This window comes from Bartonella sp. TT29SHDZB (assembly GCF_042193395.1).
In the GTDB taxonomy this organism is placed as follows: domain Bacteria; phylum Pseudomonadota; class Alphaproteobacteria; order Rhizobiales; family Rhizobiaceae; genus Bartonella.
Map to the genome: position 1 here is coordinate 1 of NZ_JBHILQ010000004.1, position 21,177 is coordinate 21,177.

A 21,177-nucleotide genomic window follows, 5' to 3' on the forward strand; every position below is an offset into this window, starting at 1 on the left:
CAAGAGTTTGTTGATAACTACAAAAGCGCACTTGCCGAGTTACAAGGGCTTATACTTCCTAAATCAAAAACTGGTAAACTTGTTGAAGGTTCATTTGCATGGCTGCTTAAACAATACTTTAACAGCTCTAATTGGCATAGCTACTCTAATACTACAAAGAAACAAAAAGAATACATTCTTATGAAGATATGCGACTCCATAGGAAATATTCCATACCAAGCAATTGAAAAGAAACATATCATAGCCGGTGTTGAACGGCGCAAAGAAACACCAGCAATGGCTAGAAACTTTCTGAAAGCCCTTAATGGACTTTTTAATTGGGCAATTGATCAAGGTCTTTTGGAAAATAATCCAACTTTAGGCGTCAAAAAACCTCCTCTTAAAAATAAAAGCGGCTTTCCTGTTTGGACAGAAGAAGATGTTGAGAAATATTATCAAAGATGGTCCCATGGTACCCATGAACGTGTCTGGATTGATGTCCTTTTGTATACGGGCTTACGTCGTGGTGATGCGGTTCGCATTGGCTGGAAAGATGTCAAAGACAATATTATTCATCTCAAAACAGAGAAAAGTAAATTCCAAACAGATGTCTTTCTACCTATTTTACCGGAATTAGCCAAAACGCTTGAAGATGGTCCTATTGGAGTAGAAACATTCATCTGTAGTAAAACTAATCAAAAACTCTCCAAAGAAAGCTTTGGCGATACATTTAGAGACGCTTGTAATGCTGCTGGAATTAAAAAATCGGCGCATGGATTAAGAAAATTAGCAGCAACACGCGCAGCTAACTCTGGTGCAACAGTATCACAACTCAAAGCAATTTTTGGCTGGACAAATGATGCTATGGCATCTCTTTACACAAAGAGCGCAGACCGTAAAAGGTTAGCTATAGAGGCGATAAAAAAGCTTCAAAAAGATGAGGGATAGAGGCAAAAAAACTCAATAGAATCAAGATTCACCTATTCCCCCATATTAGACATAACTATTTTATTTTACTTGCTTTTTATATACCATTTATGAACACCGCCGCAAAAAAGGCTTTAAGATGTATTAAGACACACAACAATCGCCTCTGCTGTTTTCTTGATCGCACCTCTTGCGGCAAGATGAGTAGAGTTTAATCCTAAAAAAACCGATTCAATATATGAACCCCCTGCGTAATATCAAACCCATGCGTATTTGGTTTAATAAATCCACGGAACCCTCATCAATTTCACTCTACGAGTTTGAGTAATATGCTTTGCTTCCTGCAACAAAGGCTGTTTTTTATCACTGATCAGAGGCATCGGCTGGAATATTAGCGTTTCCCGCAGGGCTCGTTGTTACGGCATCCACATGCCCCACAACGTTACCACCCGCGCTACCACCCGCTCCATCGACAGCAGCATCCGCTACCCCTGTTGTTTTATTATTGATCTCACCTCTTGAAACAAGATTGGTAGAGTTTTGCAATCCTACAAGACCGATTTTATGATATCCAGCCATGCGTATTTGATTTAATAAATCGATGACAGTACCATAATCAATTTCGCTATCCGCTTTGATTAAAATTTTTGTCTCTAAATTTTGCGTCGTTTCCCTCAACAAAGCTTCTCTCAAAGCTGCTTGTTCTACAAGATGATCACCAATGTAAAGAGAACGATCTTTTTGCAACGTAACATAAAGAGGTTCATCAGACTGAACCACTGAAGGTGCTTGAGTTATAGAAGGAAGCTGAACGGAAATGGCAGATGTTGCCAAAGGCGCTGCAACCATAAAAACAATAAGCAACACCAATACAACATCAATAAAAGGGGTCACATTGATTTCGCTTTGCAACCCACTCTCGTCTATATCCCAATCATTATTAAGGCTTGCTTTCATTTTTTATGACTTTTCTGTTGTCTTTGTCTATCAAGTTCACGGCTCAAGAGCCTTTCAAGAGCAGCAGCGATATCACCTAAATCACTACGATAACCACTCAAAGCACGCATAAGGCTATTATACATAACAACAGCGGGAATAGCCACAAAAAGCCCAACAGCCGTTGCGAATAAGGCTTCAGCAATTCCAGGCGCCACCACATCAAGTCGCGTTGTTTGAGACTGAGCAATCCCAATAAAAGAATTCATAATTCCCCAAACAGTTGCAAAAAGACCAACAAAAGGAGCAATTGCGCCAATAGTTGCAAGAACAGCGCTTCCACATGCAACACGGCGTGTAGCAGCCAGCAAGCAGCGTGACAAAAGTGAATGAACCCTTTCTTTTAAACCTTCATGAACATCACGAGCCTTAGCATCGCGAACATCGCGGGAAACATCTTCATATTGATTGCTCTCCTCATAAAAGAGAATATCTTCAATCGTTTGTGCATTTTCCCCTACACTGGTTTTTTCACCAGAGCTTTCGTTTATCCCTTCAGGAGCAGAAAAATGAACCTGTTGCGCAGAAAGATACACCTCTTTAAGGACTTCTTTGAGAAAAAACACACCAGCCCCTTTGCTTTCTTTCAAACTAGCTGCCAAACGCGTAAGAGTCTGAGCATTTAGAACCAATTGAAGTTCATGACGTACTCTTCGTTTTACCAAAGTGATCTCAACAATTTTCACAAAAGCAATTGTCCAAGACATAAGAGAAGCAAGTAACAAAATAATGATAACGGCTTTTACCACCCAATCAGCAGCCATAAACATAGAAAGAGGAGAAAAATCATGCACTGTCAATACAGCAGACATATTATCTAAAGGGACTGTTTCAGATTCCATTTTTATCTCACATTCTTGTGCTCTTATCTTTATTTATGAGCTGGATCGTCACCCCGCATAGCATCACTGTTCCACAATGCCACTACCCTTTTAACGTCACTTGTGTATTCCTCTTAAGAAAGAAAACTTGATAAATCAAGTATAGTTTTATTTCACAAGCTCTCTCTTAATTCTAAAGAAATTACTCAAGAAATTTTTCTCTAACAATTCAACAAGTTTATCTTACCCAATCAATTTATTGCATAAATTAGGCAAAATGATAAACTTACAAGAAGTATCGCATATAATATTTTAATTTATAAGAATAATTTATCATCGTTCCTGTTAAATAAATCTCTCATATCGCAAAGCTTTTCTCATTTCAGCAGCTCTTTTAAAGCCAACAAAATATTTGCTTACATGAAACAAGCAGCAAAAATATCATAAAATCCTCGGAGAAAAGGATATGCACTTCTCTAACAACCAGTGCACTAAAGTACCTCTCCTATCCTAAAATAAAAATATACCTTACGTTTTTAAAAAAGAACGATCGCAATATTCTTAAACTGACCAAAAGTATCATGGGGAGCGCGTGTTGCCCCCAAATACATAGAGAGCAAAGAGCCGCAATATTATTTTCTTTTTCTTCTGCAAAAGCATAAAAATGACATTATTTCTGCCGCAAAATCGCAACAACGATGTTTTTTACCTGTCACAAGCCTAAAAAATAAACCTCAACAGGCTTTTTAAAAAACTTTTATAAAAAAACTGCGCCACGAGAAACTGAAGAATGGTGCTAAATTGCTGCAAAAGCATAAGACAATTCTCAACAGATGCGACCCTTTACAGACAAAGCATATCGTATAGGAAAGATTTATTTTATCAAAAACAGTTTTAAATTCGACAAAATGAAAGGAACCAAAAAAAGCTTTTGGCGTTACTCAAGCAGTGAAAATTTTCACTCCAATGCAAATGATCACTATGAACACACCAATACAAATATAATGAATCAAGAGGGAAAAATACCATGGCCCATAATAAAACAACACAGCACGATAAATCAGCCGTAGAAAAAGACCAACAAAAAAACCTACAAGGACAATTAGAAACGTTACGCACTGAAATTTCAGGGATTACCTCAACCCTAACAGATCTTGGTGCAAACAAATTCAACGCCGCCAAAGACAAAGCGGAAAAACTATATCACTCAGCGAAAGAAAGTGGTGAAGACATGATGTCTCAAGCAAAAGACAAAATCAGTGATCTTGAACAAACCATGAATCAATGCGTTCGCAAAAATCCTGGCAAAAGCGTTTTGTTTGCCGCAGGGGTTGGTTTTATTCTTTCTCAATTACTACGTCGTTAAGCAATGCATAAGTTTATCGCGCCTCTTTTAAACCATCTTGTCGGTGGAGGGCTTAAAAGCACAGTCAAGCAAGTACGCCTTCAAGCAATTTTTTATGGGTTTATTGGCATTTCATTCTTCATGTCTTTGCTTTTTTTATGTACCATCGGTTTTATTGCGTTATGTTCTGTTATGAAGCCTCTTGCTGCCGCCAGTATCATGTTTTTAATTTGTCTTTCTCTTGCGGGATTAGGTCTTATTATCAGTCGCGTTCTCAAAACTTATCAACGCTATGACCAACAAAAAAAGACAGAAGAACAACGCCACAAACTCATGACAGATGCGACCGTTTCCAGCCTTGCAGCTCTCAGTCAACATCTCCCTTTTGCCAAATTGGGTGTTCCCATTCTCGGACTTGCAACTTATTTTTTGTGGAAAAAAGATAAAAAAGACCGCTTTTCAAAGTAAAATATGTAAAGCTGTCACTCTAAATTCCCCCTCAGTGTGCTTTCTTTTATAGCAAAAGAAAGCACATTTTTTCCTCATAGTCTCTTTAGCTTCTCCAAGTGCCTGAAAAAAAATCCCCTTCATTTTGCTAAAAATTCCATAGAACCGCTACACTCTCTTTCAGATTGCAACCCATATTTCATGAACATAACAACATGAGGCAATGCTTGCATTAGAAGTCCTAGTTTAATTCGAAGCCATTTATTGTTTTTTGAAGGAGATGATGTTCCGTTTTTGCCTTTCTCTATATTTTCATAAACTTTTTTCAGAACCAAAGGTCACATCAGTAGTTTGCGTGTGTTCAGATTTTTCTGAACACTCATGTTTGTTACAATGACTATTTTGTTTAGGGGAAGGAAACGCGCTCTCCTATAGCGCTGTAGTGAGCAACCTATATGCGTAAGCGAGCTTTAAACACAACAAATTTCCATAACGAGCGTTGTCCACCAAGGACTGCGTGGATTATAATTAACTTTTTTCTGATAAGATTTGCAGTAGAATATTGTCTTGATTTTTAAATAGCGCTTGAGAGAACGCTTTATCAATAATGGTCAATATTAATTATGGTCAATGGGATTATAGCTTCCATGATCTCTTCGCCAATCTTCTGGTTGTTGAAATTGGCTCGACCATAAACCGTTTTGTGCTTTTTGAGCAGCAGATTGTAGGGTTTTATAGTCTGCTGGGGATGGAAAATGATGCTGATCTTTTGTCAACACCATCAACCCTTCAGCAAGCCCCAACCGCGCCAGATCAACCCCATCTACAAAACATTGTGCATAATGAACCTGTTGAACGACACGTGCTTGCCGACAAGTAACCTTTTTATCAATTGTTTTTGAAACAAGCCAAGCCGTAACAAAAGCACCGCAAGGCCACTTAACTCCGTTGCGTGAGGCAAATTGTCGTGTTTCACAGCTTTCCACACCATATAAACGGATATCACGGATGATCTTTTTTCTCCACCCATCATCTACAAGCGTAATCATTTTAAAGGTCACACCACTTGTGACCTGTATAGCACCGGAATAGACCGGCACATTTTCTTCATAAAATTGTGATGCGATTGGTTCTGAATGCAACACCACATTTTGTTGGATTGCGTCTTGTTGGTTTGCATAATCAACCAATTGTGACTTCGGATTTTGAACGGGGTTTCCAATTGTCTTTTCTGATCCTTCAAAAAGAGAAAATTGCATAATATTTTCAGTATGTTGACTGAAATAAAAGTATCCTAAAATAATAATACAAATTAAGACAATATATTTAGGCGCTGCTCGAAGATATTTTAAAAGTATCATTTTGAATATTACTATATTTTTTGTTTATTAAATAATAAAAGATTAAATATTATTAATTTATCGATAGAAAAATTTATTTTTTTCATTTATATGATTCCCGATTAATATTTTGAATATTAATTTTGTGATCAACTTAAACATAAAGCGGGGGAATTTTCATGAAAAACATGAATAATTCGTTCATTAATGAACATACCTTACAAAAAACTATTCTATCCAACACCCAAAAGAAATGGTTAACAGCAGCATTGATGCTGTTTATTGCCTTCATGGCACTGAGTGAACCAGCATTTGCCGCAGGTGACTTTGGAAAAATTGAAGGCGCTCTTGATAAATTAGTCAAAGCTTTAACAGGAAACATTGCAAAATCGATTGCGACGATTGCGGTTGCTGGTATTGGGCTTGCATGGATTGCTGGTTATGTTGAAATGCGTAAAGCTTTCTTTGTTTGTGTTGGCATCGGCATTGTTTTTGGTGCACCACAAATCGCATCAATGTTTATGTCTTAATTCGCTTAACTTTAGCCTTTCAAAGCCATGAAAGAGCACGACAAGCTAACAGAAGATACGTTATTTCTTGCTTGCACGCGCCCTGCAATGATTGCGGGCGTGACGGTGGAAGCTATGGGATTAAATGCGATAGGAACGATGATGTTGTTTATTATGACAGGCAATATTTTTCTTATCACCTTTGGTGTGATGTTGCATTTCATATTCAAGGAAATCCTAAAGCATGACCATAACAAATTTCGTATTCTTCTGACATGGCAAAAAACAAGTATTTTTGCCAGAAATTCGAGTCTATGGGGTGGGGGAAGTATTTCTCCATTACGATTAATTCGTAATTATGAGGAATTACAATGAATAGAACAGAGCGCAAACGTGAAAAGCAGCCAGAGGCGATCATTCCTTATGTGCGCCATGTCAATAAACACATCATTGCGCTGGATTCACGCGCTCTCATGAGCGTTATTAAACTTGAAGGGATTAACTTTGAGACAGCGGATATTATTGATCTGAATGTGCTTCACGAACAGCTCAATAATCTGTTTAAAAACATAGCGGATGAACGGATAGCGCTTTATAGCCATATTATCAGAAAGCGTGAAACGATTTATCCGGATGGGACTTTCAGATCGGCATTTGCCAAGCAATTAGATGATAAATATCGCGAGCGGATGATTTCACAGGAGCTTTATCGCAATGAGCTTTATCTTTCTATTTTGTGGAATCCACACGTTGATCAAACGGATAAATTAGTGGAGTTTTTCAAACGTTTAGGCAAAGCCAAGCAAGAAAAGACAGAAGTTGATGCAGAGTCCATTCGCAAGCTTGAAGATATTACCACAGATCTTATTCAAAATTTAGAGCGTTATGGTGCAAGAAGATTGAGTCTTTATGAACATGAAGGCAATATTTATTCGCAGCAAAGTGAGTTTATCCACCAATTGGTGGGAGGTCGTCGTGAACGTATCCCTCTCACATGGGGGACGATAGCTTCGACTGTTTATTCAGACCGTCTCATTTTTGGAAAAGAGATCATAGAAATACGCACCGAGGCGGGACAGCGGTTTGCGGGCATGTTTGGTTGGAAAGAATATCCAGCAAAAACTAGGGTAGGCATGGCGGATGGTTTGCTCACCCTTCCCTTTGAGTTTATTTTCACCCAATCTTTTATTTTCAAGAGCAAAAATGCTGCCAAGCAAATTATGGGGCGCAAACAAAACCAAATGGTCAATGCAGGAGACCGTGCGGGCTCACAAATTATGGAACTGGATGATGCGCTTGATGATCTTGAATCCAATCGTTTTGTTTTAGGGGAGCATCATTTATCATTGGCAGTTTTTGCTGATACGCCGCAAGAGTTAGCGGATAATCTTGCCAAAGCGCGTTCTCGTCTTACAGATGGTGGGGCTGTCATTGCGCGGGAAGACTTAGGGTTAGCGGCAGCTTGGTGGGCACAATTGCCTGGCAATTATGCTTATCGCACCCGCTCTGGTGCAATAACAAGCCGCAATTATGCAGCGCTTTCTCCTTTTCATTCTTTTCCGGTTGGAAAAATAGATGGCAATGTGTGGGGACCAGCGGTAGCCTTGATGAAAACCTCTGCTGGTTCACCGTTTTATTTTAACTTTCACTTTGGTGATTTAGGCAATACGTTTGTTTGTGGTCCTTCTGGTTCTGGGAAAACGGTTATTGTCAATTTTCTTTTAGCGCAACTTCAAAAGCATGATCCCAATATGGTCTTTTTTGATAAAGATCGGGGTGCAGAACTTTTTGTCAGAGCGGGTGGCGGCACTTATATGCCCTTGAAGAATGGTAGACCGACAGGCATAGCACCGCTAAAAGGCTTAGACTATAACAATCCAGCAGATAGAGTTTTTTTACGCCAATGGATTATAAAGCTTGTTTCGTCTGAAGATCAAAAGATCAGTGAATCAGAAAGACAAGATATTTCTGCTGCTGTTGACCAACTTGCCTTGTTGCCAAAAGAACAACGGACAATATCGGCCTTACAAATGTTTTTTGACACCACGCACAGGGAGGGGATAGCGGGTCGTTTAGAAAGATGGTGTAAAGGCAATGCCTTAGGGTGGGTTTTTGACAATCCTGATGACGACATTGGCATTGATGCAAAATTTATTGGTTATGACATGACGGATTTTTTAGACAATAATGAAATTCGTCCCCCCTTAATGATGTATCTTTTTCATAGGATTTTGTCTCTGATTGATGGACGTCGTATTATCATTGTCATTGATGAGTTTTGGAAAGCCTTAGAGGATGATTCCTTTAAAGCCTTTGCGCAAGACAGGCTGAAAACTATCCGTAAACAAAATGGTTTGATGTTGTTTGCAACGCAATCTCCCAAAGATGCGATCAATTCGACCATTGCTCACACCATTATAGAGCAATGCCCCACACAAATTTATTTTCCCAATCAAAAGGGCAATCATGGGGATTATGTAGAAGGTTTTAAATTATCGGACAGAGAATTTAACCTGATACAATCAGAATTAAGCCGTGAGTCACGGCGTTTTCTCATCAAACAAGGACAAAGTTCAGTTGTAGCAGAGCTAAATTTACGCGGCTTTGATGATGAAATAGCCATTTTAAGTGGCACCACCAAGAATATTGAACTCCTAGAGACCATTATGGATGAAGTTGGACAATCTCCAGAAAAATGGCTTCCTATTTTTCAAGAAAGGTCAAAGCAATGAAAAAACTTTTATTGGCAACAACCGTCTATGCAGCTTCATTTGGCTTTCAAACAAATGCATTCGCTATCATGGTATATGATCCCGCGGCTGTAGGACAAATAATGAAACAAGTCCAGCAAGGCACACAACAACTTAACAAATTGCAAGAACAAATTCAACAAGGTGCACAACAGCTTGAGCAATTAAAGAGCCAACTCGATCAAGCGAAACAGTTATATAACTCCTTAAATGTCAAGCCTGACATTTCGGGATTGAAAGAGATGTTTAACAAGCAAGGGAGCAGTGGCGCCCTTCCTTCAGATTTTAACCACTTTCAACAATCAATGGGCAGTGGTGGCGGCGGTGGCGGTGGCGGCGGCAGCAAAAACACGCAAAAATGGCAAGAAGAACTTAAATACAAAGAGCCCGCGGGGGGTGCTGGATCAAAAGAGGCAGCAGATGCTTTTTACGCACAAGAAGTGAAAAAAGCCGAACAGGACACGGTAGGACAGGCAGCCAAAGGCCAAGACGTCTACGAAGAAGCCAGTGAAACACAAAAAACCATTAACAAGCTCCTTGACGAACTTGGAAGTACTAAAGATTCGGGTAAAATTCAAGGCATTCAAGCACAATTATCAGCAATACAAGCAAAACTCCAAACACAAGTTCTCCAAATGCAAGCCGCCGCGATGATTCAACAAGCGGAATACAAAGCTGCCGAACAACGAGCTTACGAAGAATTTGCAGCGCGATATGCAGATTATGCCAAAAAACTCGGTGGTCAATAAACGGGAGAAAAGAGGGGCTTGAATATGAACAAGATCATCATAACAACATTGCTACTTTGCACAGGGCTCATCACAACTGGATGTGAAAAAACCTACAGCGTAGCAGAATTTAAAAAAGATAAAAAATTGATGGAAGAGTGGAATGCTAAATGTGGATTCGCAGGAACTGCAAAAAATTGTGAAAACCTAAGATTAGCACAACTTGAACTTGAAAAGGAATATGAAGCAAAAGCGGAAGAAAGAGCGCGTGAACGCGAAGAAGAAGATCGTAAAGCGCTAGAAGAATATCGAGCCGAGCTGCGAGCTAGACATGAAAAATGGAAAGCTGAAATAGCAAAAAAAGAAGCTGAAATAGAAAAAAGAAAAGCTGAAGAAAAAGCAAAAGAACAAGCCGCACGAGAAGCAGAAGAGCGCGCTAAACAACAACAAGACAGTCATTAATCATGAATAAAGTTCTCATAACAACATTGCTGCTTTGCACAGGGCTCATCGCTGCTGGCTGTGAAAAAACCTATAGCGTCGCAGAATTTAAAAAAGATAAAAATTTACGCTTAGAGTGGGATGCTAGATGTGGATTTGCAGGGACTTCAAAAAACTGTGAAAACATGCGGTTAGCATTTTTAGAACTTGAAAAAGAATATAAAGCACAAGCTGAAGAAAGAAGTCGTAAAGCAGCAGAGGAACGGAAAAAAAGTATGGATGAACTTTGGGCTGAACAAAAAGCTAGACAAGAAAAATGGGAAGCTGAATTTGAAGCAAAACAACGGGCTAAAGCCGAACGAGAAGCAAAAGAGCACGCTAAACAACAACAGGACAATAAATAATGAATAAAGTTCTCATAACAACATTGCTACTTGGCACTGGAATTATCGCTGCTGGATGTGAAAAAACCTATAGCGTCGCTGAATTTAAAAAAGATGAAAAATTACGCCTAGAGTGGGATGCGAAATGTGGATTTGCAGGAACTTCAAAAAATTGTGAAAACATGCGGTTAGCATTTTTAGAACTTCAGAAAGAATATGAAGCAAAAGCTGAAGAAAGAGAGCGTGAAGATGACGAACGTTATCGTAAAGCAATGGAAAAAGCTAAAGCTGAACAAGACGCTAGGATTGAAAAAATGAGAGCAGAGAATAAAAAATTCCGAGCTGAACAAGAAGCAAAAGAACGCGCTGAAGAAGAACGAAGAGCGAAAGAGCGCGCTGAAGAAGAACGAAGAGCGAAAGAGCGCGCTGAAGAAAAACAAAATAACCATTAAGACATAATGAAGATCGGAGCATCTAAATGGCAATAGAAACCAACGGTGTATTTACTGACATAGATGATACTGTAATGGAATCCCTTGCAGAGGCAATGGATAGCACCATTACACATCGCTATTGCGCTTTAGCTGCTCAACTTAAAGAGCTTTGTACACTCTATAATAGATTTATGGCAACATTATGTTTGTGCTCTAGATTTATCATCACTGGTTATAAAAAACCAGAACATAGCATAATTTAAAAATTGTGCTCAAAACTTGTAAAACTGAAAGGAAAAAGGGGAAATATCTATGAATAAAGTTCTCATAACAACATTGCTGCTTTGCACAGGACTCATCACAGCTGGATGTGAAAAAACCTATAGCGTCGCAGAATTTAAAAAAGATAAAAAATTGATGGAAGAGTGGAATGCTAAATGTGGATTCGCAGGAACTGCCAAAAATTGTGAAAACTTAAGATTAGCACAACTTGAACTTGAAAAGGAATATGAAGCCAAAGCTGAAGAAAGAGCACGTGAACGCAAAGAAGAAGATCGTAAAGCGATGGAAAGATTTGACGCCGCAATGGAAGCTCAACATCAAGCAAGGCAAGCTGAAATAAAAAAACTAAAAGCTGAAATGGAAAAAAGAAAGGCTGAAGAAAAAGCAAAAGAACAAGCCGAAAGAGAAGCAGAAGAGCGCGCTAAAGCTAAACAACAACAGGACAGTCATTAATCATGAATAAAGTTCTCATAACAACATTGCTACTTTGCACAGGGCTTATGGCTGCTGGTTGTGAAAAAACCTATAGCGTAGCAGAATTTAAAAAAGATAAAAATTTACGCTTAGAGTGGGATGCTAAATGTGGATTTGCAGGAACTTCAAAAAATTGTGAAAACATGCGGTTAGCATTTTTAGAACTTCAGAAAGAATATGAAGCAAAAGCAGCAGAAAGAAGTCGTAAAATTGACGAAGAAAATCGCAAATCAATGGAAAAATTGAAAGCTGAAATGAGAGCCAGAATTAAAAAAATGAGAGAAGAGAATCAAAAATTCCTTGCTGAACAAAGAGCAAAAGAGCGTGCTGAGGAAGAACGAAGAGCAAAAGAGCGCGCGGCAGAAGAACAACAAAATAACCATTAAGACATAATGAAGAGCGGAGCATCTCAATGGCAGTAGAAAGCAAAGGCATATTCACTAAGATAGACAATATGTTGATGAATCCCATTACAAAAACAATGGATAACATCTATTGCGCTTTAGCTGCTCAACTTAAAGAACCTTACAGACTGTACAATATATTTATGGCAACATTATGTCTGTGCCCTAGATTTATCATCACTGGTTATAAAAAACCAGAACATAGCATAATTTAAAGATTATGCTCAAACCTCAAAAACTGAAAGAAAGAAGGGGAAATATCTATGAATAAAGTTCTCATAACAACATTGCTACTTTGCACAGGGCTCATCACCGCTGGATGTGAAAAAACCTATAGCGTTGCAGAATTTAAAAAAAATCCAAAATTATTTGATGAATGGGTCACGAGATGTGGAGGGATAGGAACTTCAAAAAATTGTGAAAACCTAAGAGTAGCAGGCGCTGAACTTGAGAAAGAACGTCGGGCAGAGATTGATGAACATAATCGCAAAATAGATGAAGAATTTAAAGCTAAAATGAAGGCTAAACTTGAAAAAATTGAAGCTGACACTAATAGATTGCGAGCCGAACGAGAAGCAAAAGAGCGCGCTAAAGCTGAACAAAAAGCGAAAGAACAGGCTGAACAGAACCAACATAATAATTGAATCAGAAATGATCATATTTGCAAAAATTAGATAGAATGGACGTGCAATGACATTCGAAAAAGTAGCTTACTTTACCACAGCAGAAGATATGTTAATTAAACCTATTGTAAAGATAATGCATAACTCCGTTGAACATCTCTCATCGGCTTTAGGTACTCCACTTAAGCTGTCTTGTACAATTTACATTATATTTATGGGGTACAATATCATCTCAGGGCGTTCTTCCATGCCCTTATGGGAATTTATAGTGACAGCTTTCAAACTTGGCATCATTGTTTCACTCGCCACTAATGCTGCTCTTTATAATGAGTGGGTCGGGGATTTATTTTTCAATAGTCTGCCGAATGCCATTGCACATGCCACACAAGGTACAATACACTCAGATAAAAATATATGGGATGATCTGATAAATAAAGCTGTTTCACATATTTTAAATTCAACAAAATCTGCATCATGGCTTGCACTGGGGGCGTATCTTGTTTCATGGATTTATGCTTCATTGTGTTACACAATTGCTATAATTTTTTGCCTAATTGGTTTTATCGTCACACTGTTTGCTAAACTTGGTTTGTTTCTTGTCATATCAGTAGGACCGCTCTTCATAAGCCTCTATATGTTTTCATCAACAAGGCGTTTTACAGAAGCATGGTTAGGACAAGTTGCAAACTTCATCATTTTGCAGGTATTAGTCATCTTGCTTGGTGGTATGTATGTCGAACTTGCAATGAATGTCTTTTCAAAAGACATTAAAGATTTCGTGTTAGCCTATGGAGAATTCTTCGTGGTTGGCGTTGGTGGTATTTTTCTTTTCTTCAATTTACCTGGCATGGCTTCCGCTTTAGCCTCTGGGGGGGCTTCCCTTACAGGCTCAGGAGGAGCTAAAACGATAACGAAAGGTGCAAAAAAATTAGCATCACTAATAGCACAATTAGCAAAGGCCTAAGTTCAAATGCGGGAATTTAAAAAAATTGGGATTATCTTACCATTTCTCTTTCTCAGTGGCTGTGTGTCTTCACCAAACACACTGAAGTCACTCCCAAAGTGTGATGGATATTCTAAACGTCCACTCAACAGATCAATGTGGAATTGGGAAGGGAAAAAACCCACGCCCACACCCATTATCATCAGTAACAACACCCCTTCATCCGTAGAAGGTAAGCTGGAAATGCTTCTGGCACAAAAATTAACGGATGAAGAAATCAAATCTTACAAAAATTGCGGGCAAAAAGCATGAAAGAAAAAGACATAGAACAATACATTGCTGAAGCGCGCTCGTTCGATCAAGATCGCATGCTCGCCTCACGCCGCACCACCCGCGTCTCGCTTGCCATTGCCGGCATCGCAGTTGCTGTTGCAATAATGTCTTCTCTCGCGGTCATCACCCTCACACCCCTTAAAACCGTGGAACCTTTTGTCATCCGTGTGGACAATTCAACCGGCATCACCGAAGTTGTGGAAGCCTTAAAAGAAGGTCCCACCAATGTCGATGAAGCAATCACACGCTACTTTGCTGCAAAATATGTCCGCTCCCGTGAAGGCTTCACCACAGAAGAAACACAACACAACTTCCAAACCGTCTCCCTCCTCTCTTCTTCTGAAGAACAGGAAAGATTTGCCAACTGGTATGGAGCAAGAAATCCCCAAAGTCCTCAAATTCTCTATAAACACGCCGCTGTTACAATAACAATAAAATCAATCTCCTTTATCAATGACGATGTCGCCCAAGTGCGTTACTACAGAACCATTCACGACAACGACAACAACAAAGAATTCATCACCCACTGGGTTGCAACACTTACCTTTGAATACATCAATGCCCCTATCTCTGTCCAAAACCGTTTGATAAATCCTCTAGGGTTTATTGTTAGTGAATATAGAACCGATCCGGAAGTGGTCAACTGATCATGACAAAAAAAATTCTTTTTCTCATTCTTAACATCGCTATTACCCTTTCTTTAACGCCTAGCCATGCCAGTATTTTTCCCACTCGTGCGCCAAGCGATAGCCGCATTCGCTTTATCAACTATGATGCCTATAATGTCACAAAAATTATTGGCTCCATACGCTCATCGGTACAAATAGAATTTTCTCCCAATGAAGAAATTGCCCATGTGGCAATTGGCAACAGCGTTGCATGGGAAGTCGCCCCCGCTGGCAATATTCTTTTCCTAAAGGCAAGAGAAGTCCAACCCATTACCAATCTCCAAGTCGTCACCACAAAGCTTGATGGCTCAAAGCGCTCCTATCAATTTGAACTGATGGTCAAAGATGGGGAAATTTCCTCTGGACAAGAAACATATTTCCTTGTGAAATTTCGCTACCCACAAGAAGAAGCAGAACAAAGAAGACTCGCAGCCCTTATGCGACAAGAAAAACAACAAGCCCAGCGTATCGATAATGTCTTCAACGCTTCTGAAACCTACGGACCACGCAATTGGGCTTACACCGCTCAAGGCTCTATCACTCTTGAACCCTCCTCCGTTTATGACAATGGCAAAACAACAACATTTACATTTCCAGACAACCAAGAAATCCCTGCCATTTACATTGTCAGCAATGACGGTACAGAATCGCTGGTTCCCAAAACCACAAGAGGCAACATGGTGATTGTCCATGCCATTAGCGCACGCTTCACCCTAAGACAGGGAAAAAACGTCCTATGCGTCTTTAACGAAGCCTATCAACCAAAAGGCACAAATCCAAATACCGGAACAACCTCACCATCTGTTGAACGTAAAATTGCATCAGATCTTTAAATAAGCGGGAATTGAAGGGGACAACACATGAGTGATAAATCAATCATCGAAGATCGCGGATCTATTGGGGATGGCAAAAACAATAGCGCCAAAACCGCTGGCAAAAAAATAGTTGTCGCAATAGCCTGTATAGGAATCTGCGGCTATGTGCTCTGGAACATCTTATCCTCCCCCACAGAACAAAAAGACACCGCAAAAGCTCATAAAAAACAAGCACAAAACTTTCACAATTCCCTCGCTCCTTTAGAGCTCGCCCCCTCTGACCCGCGCGCCAACATAGCGCCAATAACCTTACCACCCCCACAACCACTCGCACAAGAACCCAAAAAAGATGACCCACTACTTGATGCCGCAAGACGTGCCCCTGTTTTAGCTTTTGCCAAAGGCTCTAAATCTCAATTAAAAGACATCGTCAACACGACTCTCAACCCCTTTGACAAATTCCATGCCCTTGAAAATCTCGCGAATGCGCAAAATTCTCCTGCCCTTCAAGACACACAAAATTTTGCAACCCTATTAAAGCCTACCAAAACAGAAGAAGCAAAAGCAAAAGCAAAACTCATCGGCAATAGAAACTTTATCATCGCCATGGGAACCTCTATTCCCTGTATCTTAGAAACCGCATTAAACAGTGAGCAACCAGGCTTTGCAAGCTGCATCATCAACCGTGATATCCTCTCTGACAATGGGCGCGTTGTTTTGCTTGATAAAGGAACCCAAGTGATTGGCGAATACCGCGGAGGGATAAAACAAGGTCAATCTCGCCTCTTTGTACTCTGGACAAGAGCAAAAACCCCAACCGGTGTCATCATCGACCTTGCCTCACCCGCAACCGACAGTTTAGGCAGAGCCGGTTTTGATGGCAACATCAACACCCATTGGTGGGAACGCTTTGGCTCTTCCCTTTTACTCACCGTTATTGATGGTGCCACAACAGTTTTAACAAATAAAATAGTAGGCAATTCCAATAAAGAAGGTTCAAACAACTCTGGAGGCGGCGGTTTTGAAGGCGCAAACAACACTGGAAAAGAGGCCGCCAGTATTGCTCTTGAAAATCAAATCAACATCCCTCCTACCTTAGAAAAATTTCAAGGCGAACTGGTCAACATCTTTGTAGCAAAAGATCTCGATTTTTCCTCTGTCTATAAACTAGTCGTAAAGAGCAAAAGAAACCGCTCTACTCCCAGCTATTCCTTTTTTCATTAAGCCAATAAAGTCACATTATGCCATCAGCAAAAAATGCAGAACGCGCCTCCATCGTTTTAACAAAATTAAAGATCTTAGATGACTTCCTCAATGATGACAATTTATTTGAAATTGTTATCAATCGCCCTGGCGAAGTAATCGTTGAGGGTCCCAATGGTTGGCAAACCCACATCTTAAAAGAGCTAACCTACAGCGAACTAGAAGGGATTGCAAAAGTTGTTGCTGCCTACACAACACAAAAAATCAGTGTAGAAAACCCCGTTCTCTCCGCAACACTGCCAAACAACGAACGCATACAAATTGTTATGCCTCCAGCAGTTGCAGCCAATACCATTAGCATGACCATTCGTAAACCTTCATCACGCACTTTTTCTCTTGAAAGTTTACATGAAAACAATCTTTTTTCTGTTGCCCAAAACACCAGTTTCACACCCACGCAACAAATGACAGAACGGTTATCCGAACTCTCTGACACAGACAAAGAGCTAACAGATCTCTTTATCGCCAAAGACTTTTGCACCTTTTTAGAAAAAGCCGTTATTACACAACAAAATATCTTAATATCGGGCAAAACCGGTTCTGGTAAAACAACCCTCTCTAAAGCTTTGATTGCAAAAATCCCTGACTATGAACGAATTCTCACCATTGAAGACACGCCAGAACTTGTCGTTCCGCACGCCAACAAAGTGCAGCTCTTTTATTCAAAAGATAATCAAGGCTTAGCAAAAGCAGGCGCAAAAGAACTGCTTGAATCAGGATTACGCATGCGCCCCGACAGAATCCTTCTACAAGAGCTGCGTGATGGTACAGCCTTTTACTATATCCGTAATGTCAATTCTGGTCACCCCGGCTCCATTACCACCGTCCACGCCTCAACAGCACTTGCAGCCTTTGAACAAATGACCCTTTTAGTCAAAGAAAGTGACGGTGGTGGTAATTTAGCACGCGATGATATCCGCGGCTTATTAATCTCGATGATAGATGTCATCATCCAATGCAAACGCCTTGAAGGCAAATTTCGTGTAACAGAAATCTATTACGACCCTTTCAAACGCCGTGATGCTTTTTAAAAAAACGCCACCCTCACACCCTTTTTTATAAGCAAAAACTATACCAATAGAGCTTTCTTAAAAACACGATTATAAGCCGCGGATATCATCGCGTGCTAAATTACCACCATAGCTTCAAGTTCAGTGCCAATAATCGAAAATAAAAAGCAAAGAGAAGTAAAAATATCATCCCCATTCCCAATCACGCATGCGCCCCACAGGAAAACCAAAACGTGCCGAAAATGATATCTATAACCCTATATTTTTCTGATTTTTTTGACATCAACATTTGCAGGAATATAAATACCAAATTTAGTATCCGCTTCACCTTTAGCTTCAGACAAGAGCTTCACGAGCACCTTGTAATATACAAGATCCTGCTTTATGTGCTTTATCCATTATTATTCTTTTCGATATTCATCAAGGCGCAGTATAAAAATTTTCTTCAACGCATTCCTCTCTGATTTTATCAAATTACCTCAAGATGATTGACTGTAAATATCTTCGATCAACACCGGAATATTTTAACCACCAAAAAAGGGTATAACCTTATATCCCCCACTTTTACTCTTATGCTTTTAAACCTAACTTTCCTTGGCTTTCTCTCAACCCTTGCATAAGACCACCAGCATCTGAATGAGTAGCAATAAAAGAAACAATATCAAATAATTATTCAGGCGATATGGCTTCTTCTTTCACAGAAATTCAATAAGCTGCCATTTCAATCACGGTTTGCATACATCATTCAATATACGGAAACACCCATAACAATAACGATAACGATAACGATAACGATAACGATAACGATAACGATAACGATAACGATAACGATAACGATAACGATAACGATGTAAATTAAAAGCTCATTTGAAGTAAATGATCAGAAATATCAAATATCCAAATGACAAAACAAATCTTACTTATCTTCAGCTATATCTCTTAACCCTTGTCACTTTTCTCAACAGTTTGTTTCCGCATAAGGAATATACATATCAAATAGCAATTCTCTTTCATAAACAACTTTAGTTAAAGCAATCCGGATGAAATCAGACACCGTAAGTCCTAAACTTGCTAATATTTCATGGGCTTCTTTTTTAATGTCTATCTATGCGAGCTCGCACAACATCTTTTGTCACACCCATATTAAACCTCTTTTGATTAGCTCTCTTTTGTCATATGGCTTAATCGAGTTATGAAAATAAGATTTTATTCCTTGTCTTACCCGCGTCACATCTTTTAACCTTGTACGCTCATACACATGATTTGCTCTTGTACATGTCTCTGTTGCAAAAACTTCACCGCCGTTTGAAACTCTTTTACGCAATCTTTATCATGAGACTGTTCTTTAGGAGATGCTTTTGATAAATCAAAAATCCATATTTATGAAGTGCATCCCAAAACAACATTAAAGACAAAACCACGAAACGACATCGCTTTCACCAATATAAATCGCCGAACCCTTTTTTACGTAATTCTTAATCCTTCCTTATATGAAAGGTATAAAGGATAAACTTCGGCCATCACACACCCCCCTTCACCAACGGCTGTTTTTCTTGAATAACCATTTCGACTGCCTGCTCTCACCAGCTCTTTCTCCTGTACAACTCAAGAATTTTCACCTCTCTCTCAAGATCTCCCCTTCTCTAGAACACACCAATCCCCAAGCTTTAGCCTTCTCTTTTTCCCCTCAACCACCATAGGAACCCTCCCCTTTATTTCAAAAGGTCACCCGCTTGAGATCTACCAAATTCTAGAAACATTCCCTTTATTGCAACAAATAATTCCCGCAGCAAACATCTTTTATTTCTCAAAAGATTAGCTGATTGCTTGCCCCTTACAGCATTCAAGATTCCTCAAGCGCATCCCCCGCGCGTACATCATGATGCATAATAACATCCTTCAACTCTGTCACGACAGCATCCAACACTTCTCGTGCATCGCCTTCAGCCATAAGACGGATAACCGGCTCAGTCCCAGAAGCACGAATGACGAGGCGTGCCTCTTTTCCCAATCGCTTCTCTGCTTGATCAATAGCCGTTTTGACGGAATTTTTTTTCAAAACATTTTTATTTTTAACCGTTACATTTTTTAAAATTTGCGGTACAGGCTCAAACCGTTTACACAATTGGCTCATAGGGCTTTGGCTTTCCTTCATACAGGCTAAAATCTGCAAGGCAGCCACCAAGCCATCACCCGTTGTACCAAAATCACTAAGTACGATATGGCCAGAAGCCTCACCACCAACATTATATCCCTTTTGGCGCATGGCATCGACAACATAACGATCTCCAACTTTTGTCCTTACAAGGTGCAACCCTTTGCCGTTCAAGAAACGCTCCAGCCCAAGATTTGACATAATTGTTGTGACAACACCATTGCACCGTAACCGTCCCATTTTATGCCAATTTTCAGCAATCACAGCAATTAATTGATCTCCATCAACTGTTTGTGCTTTTTCATCAACAATGAGAACCCGATCTCCATCTCCATCAAGCGCAATCCCCACATCAGCACGCACTTCATGCACTTTTCGTTTTAAAGAGCTTAAATCGGTTGACCCACATTTTTGATTAATATTGGTCCCATTGGGTTCATCATGAATAGCAAAAACCTCAGCCCCCAATTCCCATAAAGCACGGGGAGCCGCTTTATAAGCCGCCCCATTGGCACAATCCACAACAATACGCACAGTATCTAAGCGAACATCACGCGGCAAAGTTCGTTTGGCATATTCAATATAACGATAAATATCTCCCTCAACCCGTTTTGCATAACCAATTTCGGCAGAACTTGCTAAAGATTTTGAAAGATCTGTATCGATCAATTGTTCAATTTTCGCTTCCATATCATCTGAAAGCTTAAAACCATCAGGACCAAAAAGTTTAATTCCATTATCATAGAACGGATTATGAGAAGCAGAAATCATCACCCCAAGATCCGCGCGCAAAGAGCGGCAAAGCATTGCAACAGCAGGCGTTGGCACTGGCCCCAATAAAAAAGCTTCCATCCCCGCAGCAGTCAATCCTGAAACCAAAGCGTTTTCCAACATATAGCCCGATAATCGTGTATCCTTGCCAATCACCACACGATGAGATTGATGTTGTGAGCGAAATAAAACCCCTACAGCCATCCCTACTTTCATGGCAAAATCGGGTGTCATTGGAAATGAATTGGCTTTCCCCCGAATTCCATCTGTACCAAAATATTTTTGCACCATGCATCTTTCCTTTAATATCTACTTTTTCCCTTGGCTTTTTTAACT

Annotated in this window: 25 protein-coding genes; 20 read left to right on the forward strand and 5 right to left on the reverse strand. The window is 39.8% G+C overall.

Annotated features, from left to right (window positions below):
- Positions 1-927 (forward strand): tyrosine-type recombinase/integrase (locus ACFIJJ_RS03155; protein ID WP_375645874.1); only part of this gene is annotated, 927 nt, incomplete at its 5' end.
- 342 nt (positions 928-1,269) lie between these two features.
- On the opposite strand, the gene ACFIJJ_RS03160 is transcribed toward ACFIJJ_RS03155, so the two are convergent.
- Complete coding sequence (locus tag ACFIJJ_RS03160) at positions 1,270-1,863, reverse strand: biopolymer transporter ExbD (RefSeq protein WP_375645875.1); 594 nt, start codon at positions 1,861-1,863, stop codon at positions 1,270-1,272.
- Positions 1,860-2,744, reverse strand: a complete 885-nt coding sequence (locus ACFIJJ_RS03165) for a MotA/TolQ/ExbB proton channel family protein (RefSeq protein ID WP_375645877.1) — start codon at positions 2,742-2,744, stop codon at positions 1,860-1,862. The genes ACFIJJ_RS03160 and ACFIJJ_RS03165 overlap by 4 nt, the downstream gene beginning before the upstream one ends.
- A gap of 1,006 nt (positions 2,745-3,750) precedes the next feature.
- Between ACFIJJ_RS03165 and ACFIJJ_RS03170 the strand changes: the two genes are divergently transcribed.
- A complete protein-coding gene (locus ACFIJJ_RS03170; RefSeq protein ID WP_375645878.1) occupies positions 3,751-4,089 on the forward strand; it encodes a YqjD family protein in 339 nt (112 codons plus the stop codon).
- A gap of 3 nt (positions 4,090-4,092) precedes the next feature.
- Positions 4,093-4,536, forward strand: coding sequence for a hypothetical protein (locus ACFIJJ_RS03175; protein WP_375630955.1), 444 nt, complete (start codon positions 4,093-4,095; stop codon positions 4,534-4,536).
- 596 nt (positions 4,537-5,132) lie between these two features.
- Here ACFIJJ_RS03175 and ACFIJJ_RS03180 read toward each other — a convergent pair.
- A complete protein-coding gene (locus ACFIJJ_RS03180; RefSeq protein ID WP_375638296.1) occupies positions 5,133-5,876 on the reverse strand; it encodes a nuclease in 744 nt (247 codons plus the stop codon).
- Positions 5,877-6,034: 158 nt separating this feature from the next.
- Here ACFIJJ_RS03180 and ACFIJJ_RS03185 point away from each other — a divergent pair, with 158 nt between their 5' ends.
- The 17 genes from ACFIJJ_RS03185 to virB11 all read left to right on the forward strand — a co-directional run bounded on the left by ACFIJJ_RS03185 (position 6,035) and on the right by virB11 (position 17,936).
- A complete protein-coding gene (locus tag ACFIJJ_RS03185; protein ID WP_375645880.1) occupies positions 6,035-6,385 on the forward strand; it encodes a TrbC/VirB2 family protein in 351 nt (116 codons plus the stop codon).
- Between the two features lie 27 nt (positions 6,386-6,412).
- Positions 6,413-6,739 (forward strand): type IV secretion system protein VirB3, encoded by a 327-nt coding sequence (locus tag ACFIJJ_RS03190; RefSeq protein WP_273791704.1) that lies wholly within the window; start codon positions 6,413-6,415, stop codon positions 6,737-6,739.
- On the forward strand, positions 6,736-9,096 hold the full coding sequence (locus tag ACFIJJ_RS03195) for a VirB4 family type IV secretion/conjugal transfer ATPase (protein ID WP_375638294.1): 2,361 nt from the start codon (positions 6,736-6,738) through the stop codon (positions 9,094-9,096). Before ACFIJJ_RS03190 ends, ACFIJJ_RS03195 begins: the two co-directional genes overlap by 4 nt.
- The gene (locus ACFIJJ_RS03200; RefSeq protein WP_375645960.1) at positions 9,093-9,863 is read left to right on the forward strand and encodes a type IV secretion system protein; all 771 of its coding nucleotides are present in this window, start codon (positions 9,093-9,095) and stop codon (positions 9,861-9,863) included. The genes ACFIJJ_RS03195 and ACFIJJ_RS03200 overlap by 4 nt, the downstream gene beginning before the upstream one ends.
- 24 nt (positions 9,864-9,887) lie before the next feature.
- Entirely contained in the window at positions 9,888-10,304 is a 417-nt protein-coding gene (locus ACFIJJ_RS03205; RefSeq protein WP_375645881.1) for an EexN family lipoprotein, read from the forward strand.
- Between the two features lie 2 nt (positions 10,305-10,306).
- Positions 10,307-10,687 (forward strand): EexN family lipoprotein, encoded by a 381-nt coding sequence (locus ACFIJJ_RS03210; RefSeq protein ID WP_375645882.1) that lies wholly within the window; start codon positions 10,307-10,309, stop codon positions 10,685-10,687.
- A complete protein-coding gene (locus tag ACFIJJ_RS03215; protein ID WP_375645884.1) occupies positions 10,687-11,118 on the forward strand; it encodes an EexN family lipoprotein in 432 nt (143 codons plus the stop codon). The genes ACFIJJ_RS03210 and ACFIJJ_RS03215 overlap by 1 nt, the downstream gene beginning before the upstream one ends.
- A gap of 26 nt (positions 11,119-11,144) precedes the next feature.
- The gene (locus ACFIJJ_RS03220; RefSeq protein WP_375645885.1) at positions 11,145-11,363 is read left to right on the forward strand and encodes a hypothetical protein; all 219 of its coding nucleotides are present in this window, start codon (positions 11,145-11,147) and stop codon (positions 11,361-11,363) included.
- Positions 11,364-11,412: 49 nt separating this feature from the next.
- Positions 11,413-11,835, forward strand: a complete 423-nt coding sequence (locus ACFIJJ_RS03225) for an EexN family lipoprotein (RefSeq protein WP_375645886.1) — start codon at positions 11,413-11,415, stop codon at positions 11,833-11,835.
- 2 nt (positions 11,836-11,837) lie between these two features.
- Positions 11,838-12,242: an EexN family lipoprotein gene (locus ACFIJJ_RS03230; RefSeq protein WP_375645887.1), complete on the forward strand. Its 405-nt coding sequence runs from the start codon at positions 11,838-11,840 to the stop codon at positions 12,240-12,242.
- Positions 12,243-12,523: 281 nt separating this feature from the next.
- Positions 12,524-12,904 (forward strand): EexN family lipoprotein, encoded by a 381-nt coding sequence (locus tag ACFIJJ_RS03235; RefSeq protein ID WP_375645889.1) that lies wholly within the window; start codon positions 12,524-12,526, stop codon positions 12,902-12,904.
- 46 nt (positions 12,905-12,950) lie between these two features.
- A complete protein-coding gene (locus ACFIJJ_RS03240) occupies positions 12,951-13,847 on the forward strand; it encodes a type IV secretion system protein (RefSeq protein ID WP_375645890.1) in 897 nt (298 codons plus the stop codon).
- Positions 13,848-13,853: 6 nt separating this feature from the next.
- On the forward strand, positions 13,854-14,138 hold the full coding sequence (locus ACFIJJ_RS03245) for a type IV secretion protein VblB7 (protein WP_375645891.1): 285 nt from the start codon (positions 13,854-13,856) through the stop codon (positions 14,136-14,138).
- A complete protein-coding gene (locus ACFIJJ_RS03250) occupies positions 14,135-14,806 on the forward strand; it encodes a virB8 family protein (RefSeq protein WP_375641192.1) in 672 nt (223 codons plus the stop codon). The genes ACFIJJ_RS03245 and ACFIJJ_RS03250 overlap by 4 nt, the downstream gene beginning before the upstream one ends.
- Positions 14,807-14,808: 2 nt before the next feature.
- Positions 14,809-15,660, forward strand: coding sequence for a P-type conjugative transfer protein VirB9 (virB9, locus tag ACFIJJ_RS03255; protein ID WP_375630944.1), 852 nt, complete (start codon positions 14,809-14,811; stop codon positions 15,658-15,660).
- A gap of 27 nt (positions 15,661-15,687) precedes the next feature.
- Entirely contained in the window at positions 15,688-16,866 is a 1,179-nt protein-coding gene (gene virB10, locus ACFIJJ_RS03260) for a type IV secretion system protein VirB10 (protein WP_375622635.1), read from the forward strand.
- 17 nt (positions 16,867-16,883) lie between these two features.
- Positions 16,884-17,936, forward strand: coding sequence for a P-type DNA transfer ATPase VirB11 (virB11, locus tag ACFIJJ_RS03265; RefSeq protein ID WP_375645893.1), 1,053 nt, complete (start codon positions 16,884-16,886; stop codon positions 17,934-17,936).
- A gap of 937 nt (positions 17,937-18,873) precedes the next feature.
- Here virB11 and ACFIJJ_RS03270 read toward each other — a convergent pair.
- Positions 18,874-18,969: a hypothetical protein gene (locus tag ACFIJJ_RS03270; RefSeq protein WP_375622631.1), complete on the reverse strand. Its 96-nt coding sequence runs from the start codon at positions 18,967-18,969 to the stop codon at positions 18,874-18,876.
- Positions 18,970-19,758: 789 nt separating this feature from the next.
- On the reverse strand, positions 19,759-21,132 hold the full coding sequence (gene glmM / locus ACFIJJ_RS03275; protein ID WP_375645894.1) for a phosphoglucosamine mutase: 1,374 nt from the start codon (positions 21,130-21,132) through the stop codon (positions 19,759-19,761).
- Between the last annotated feature and the right edge of the window lie 45 nt (positions 21,133-21,177).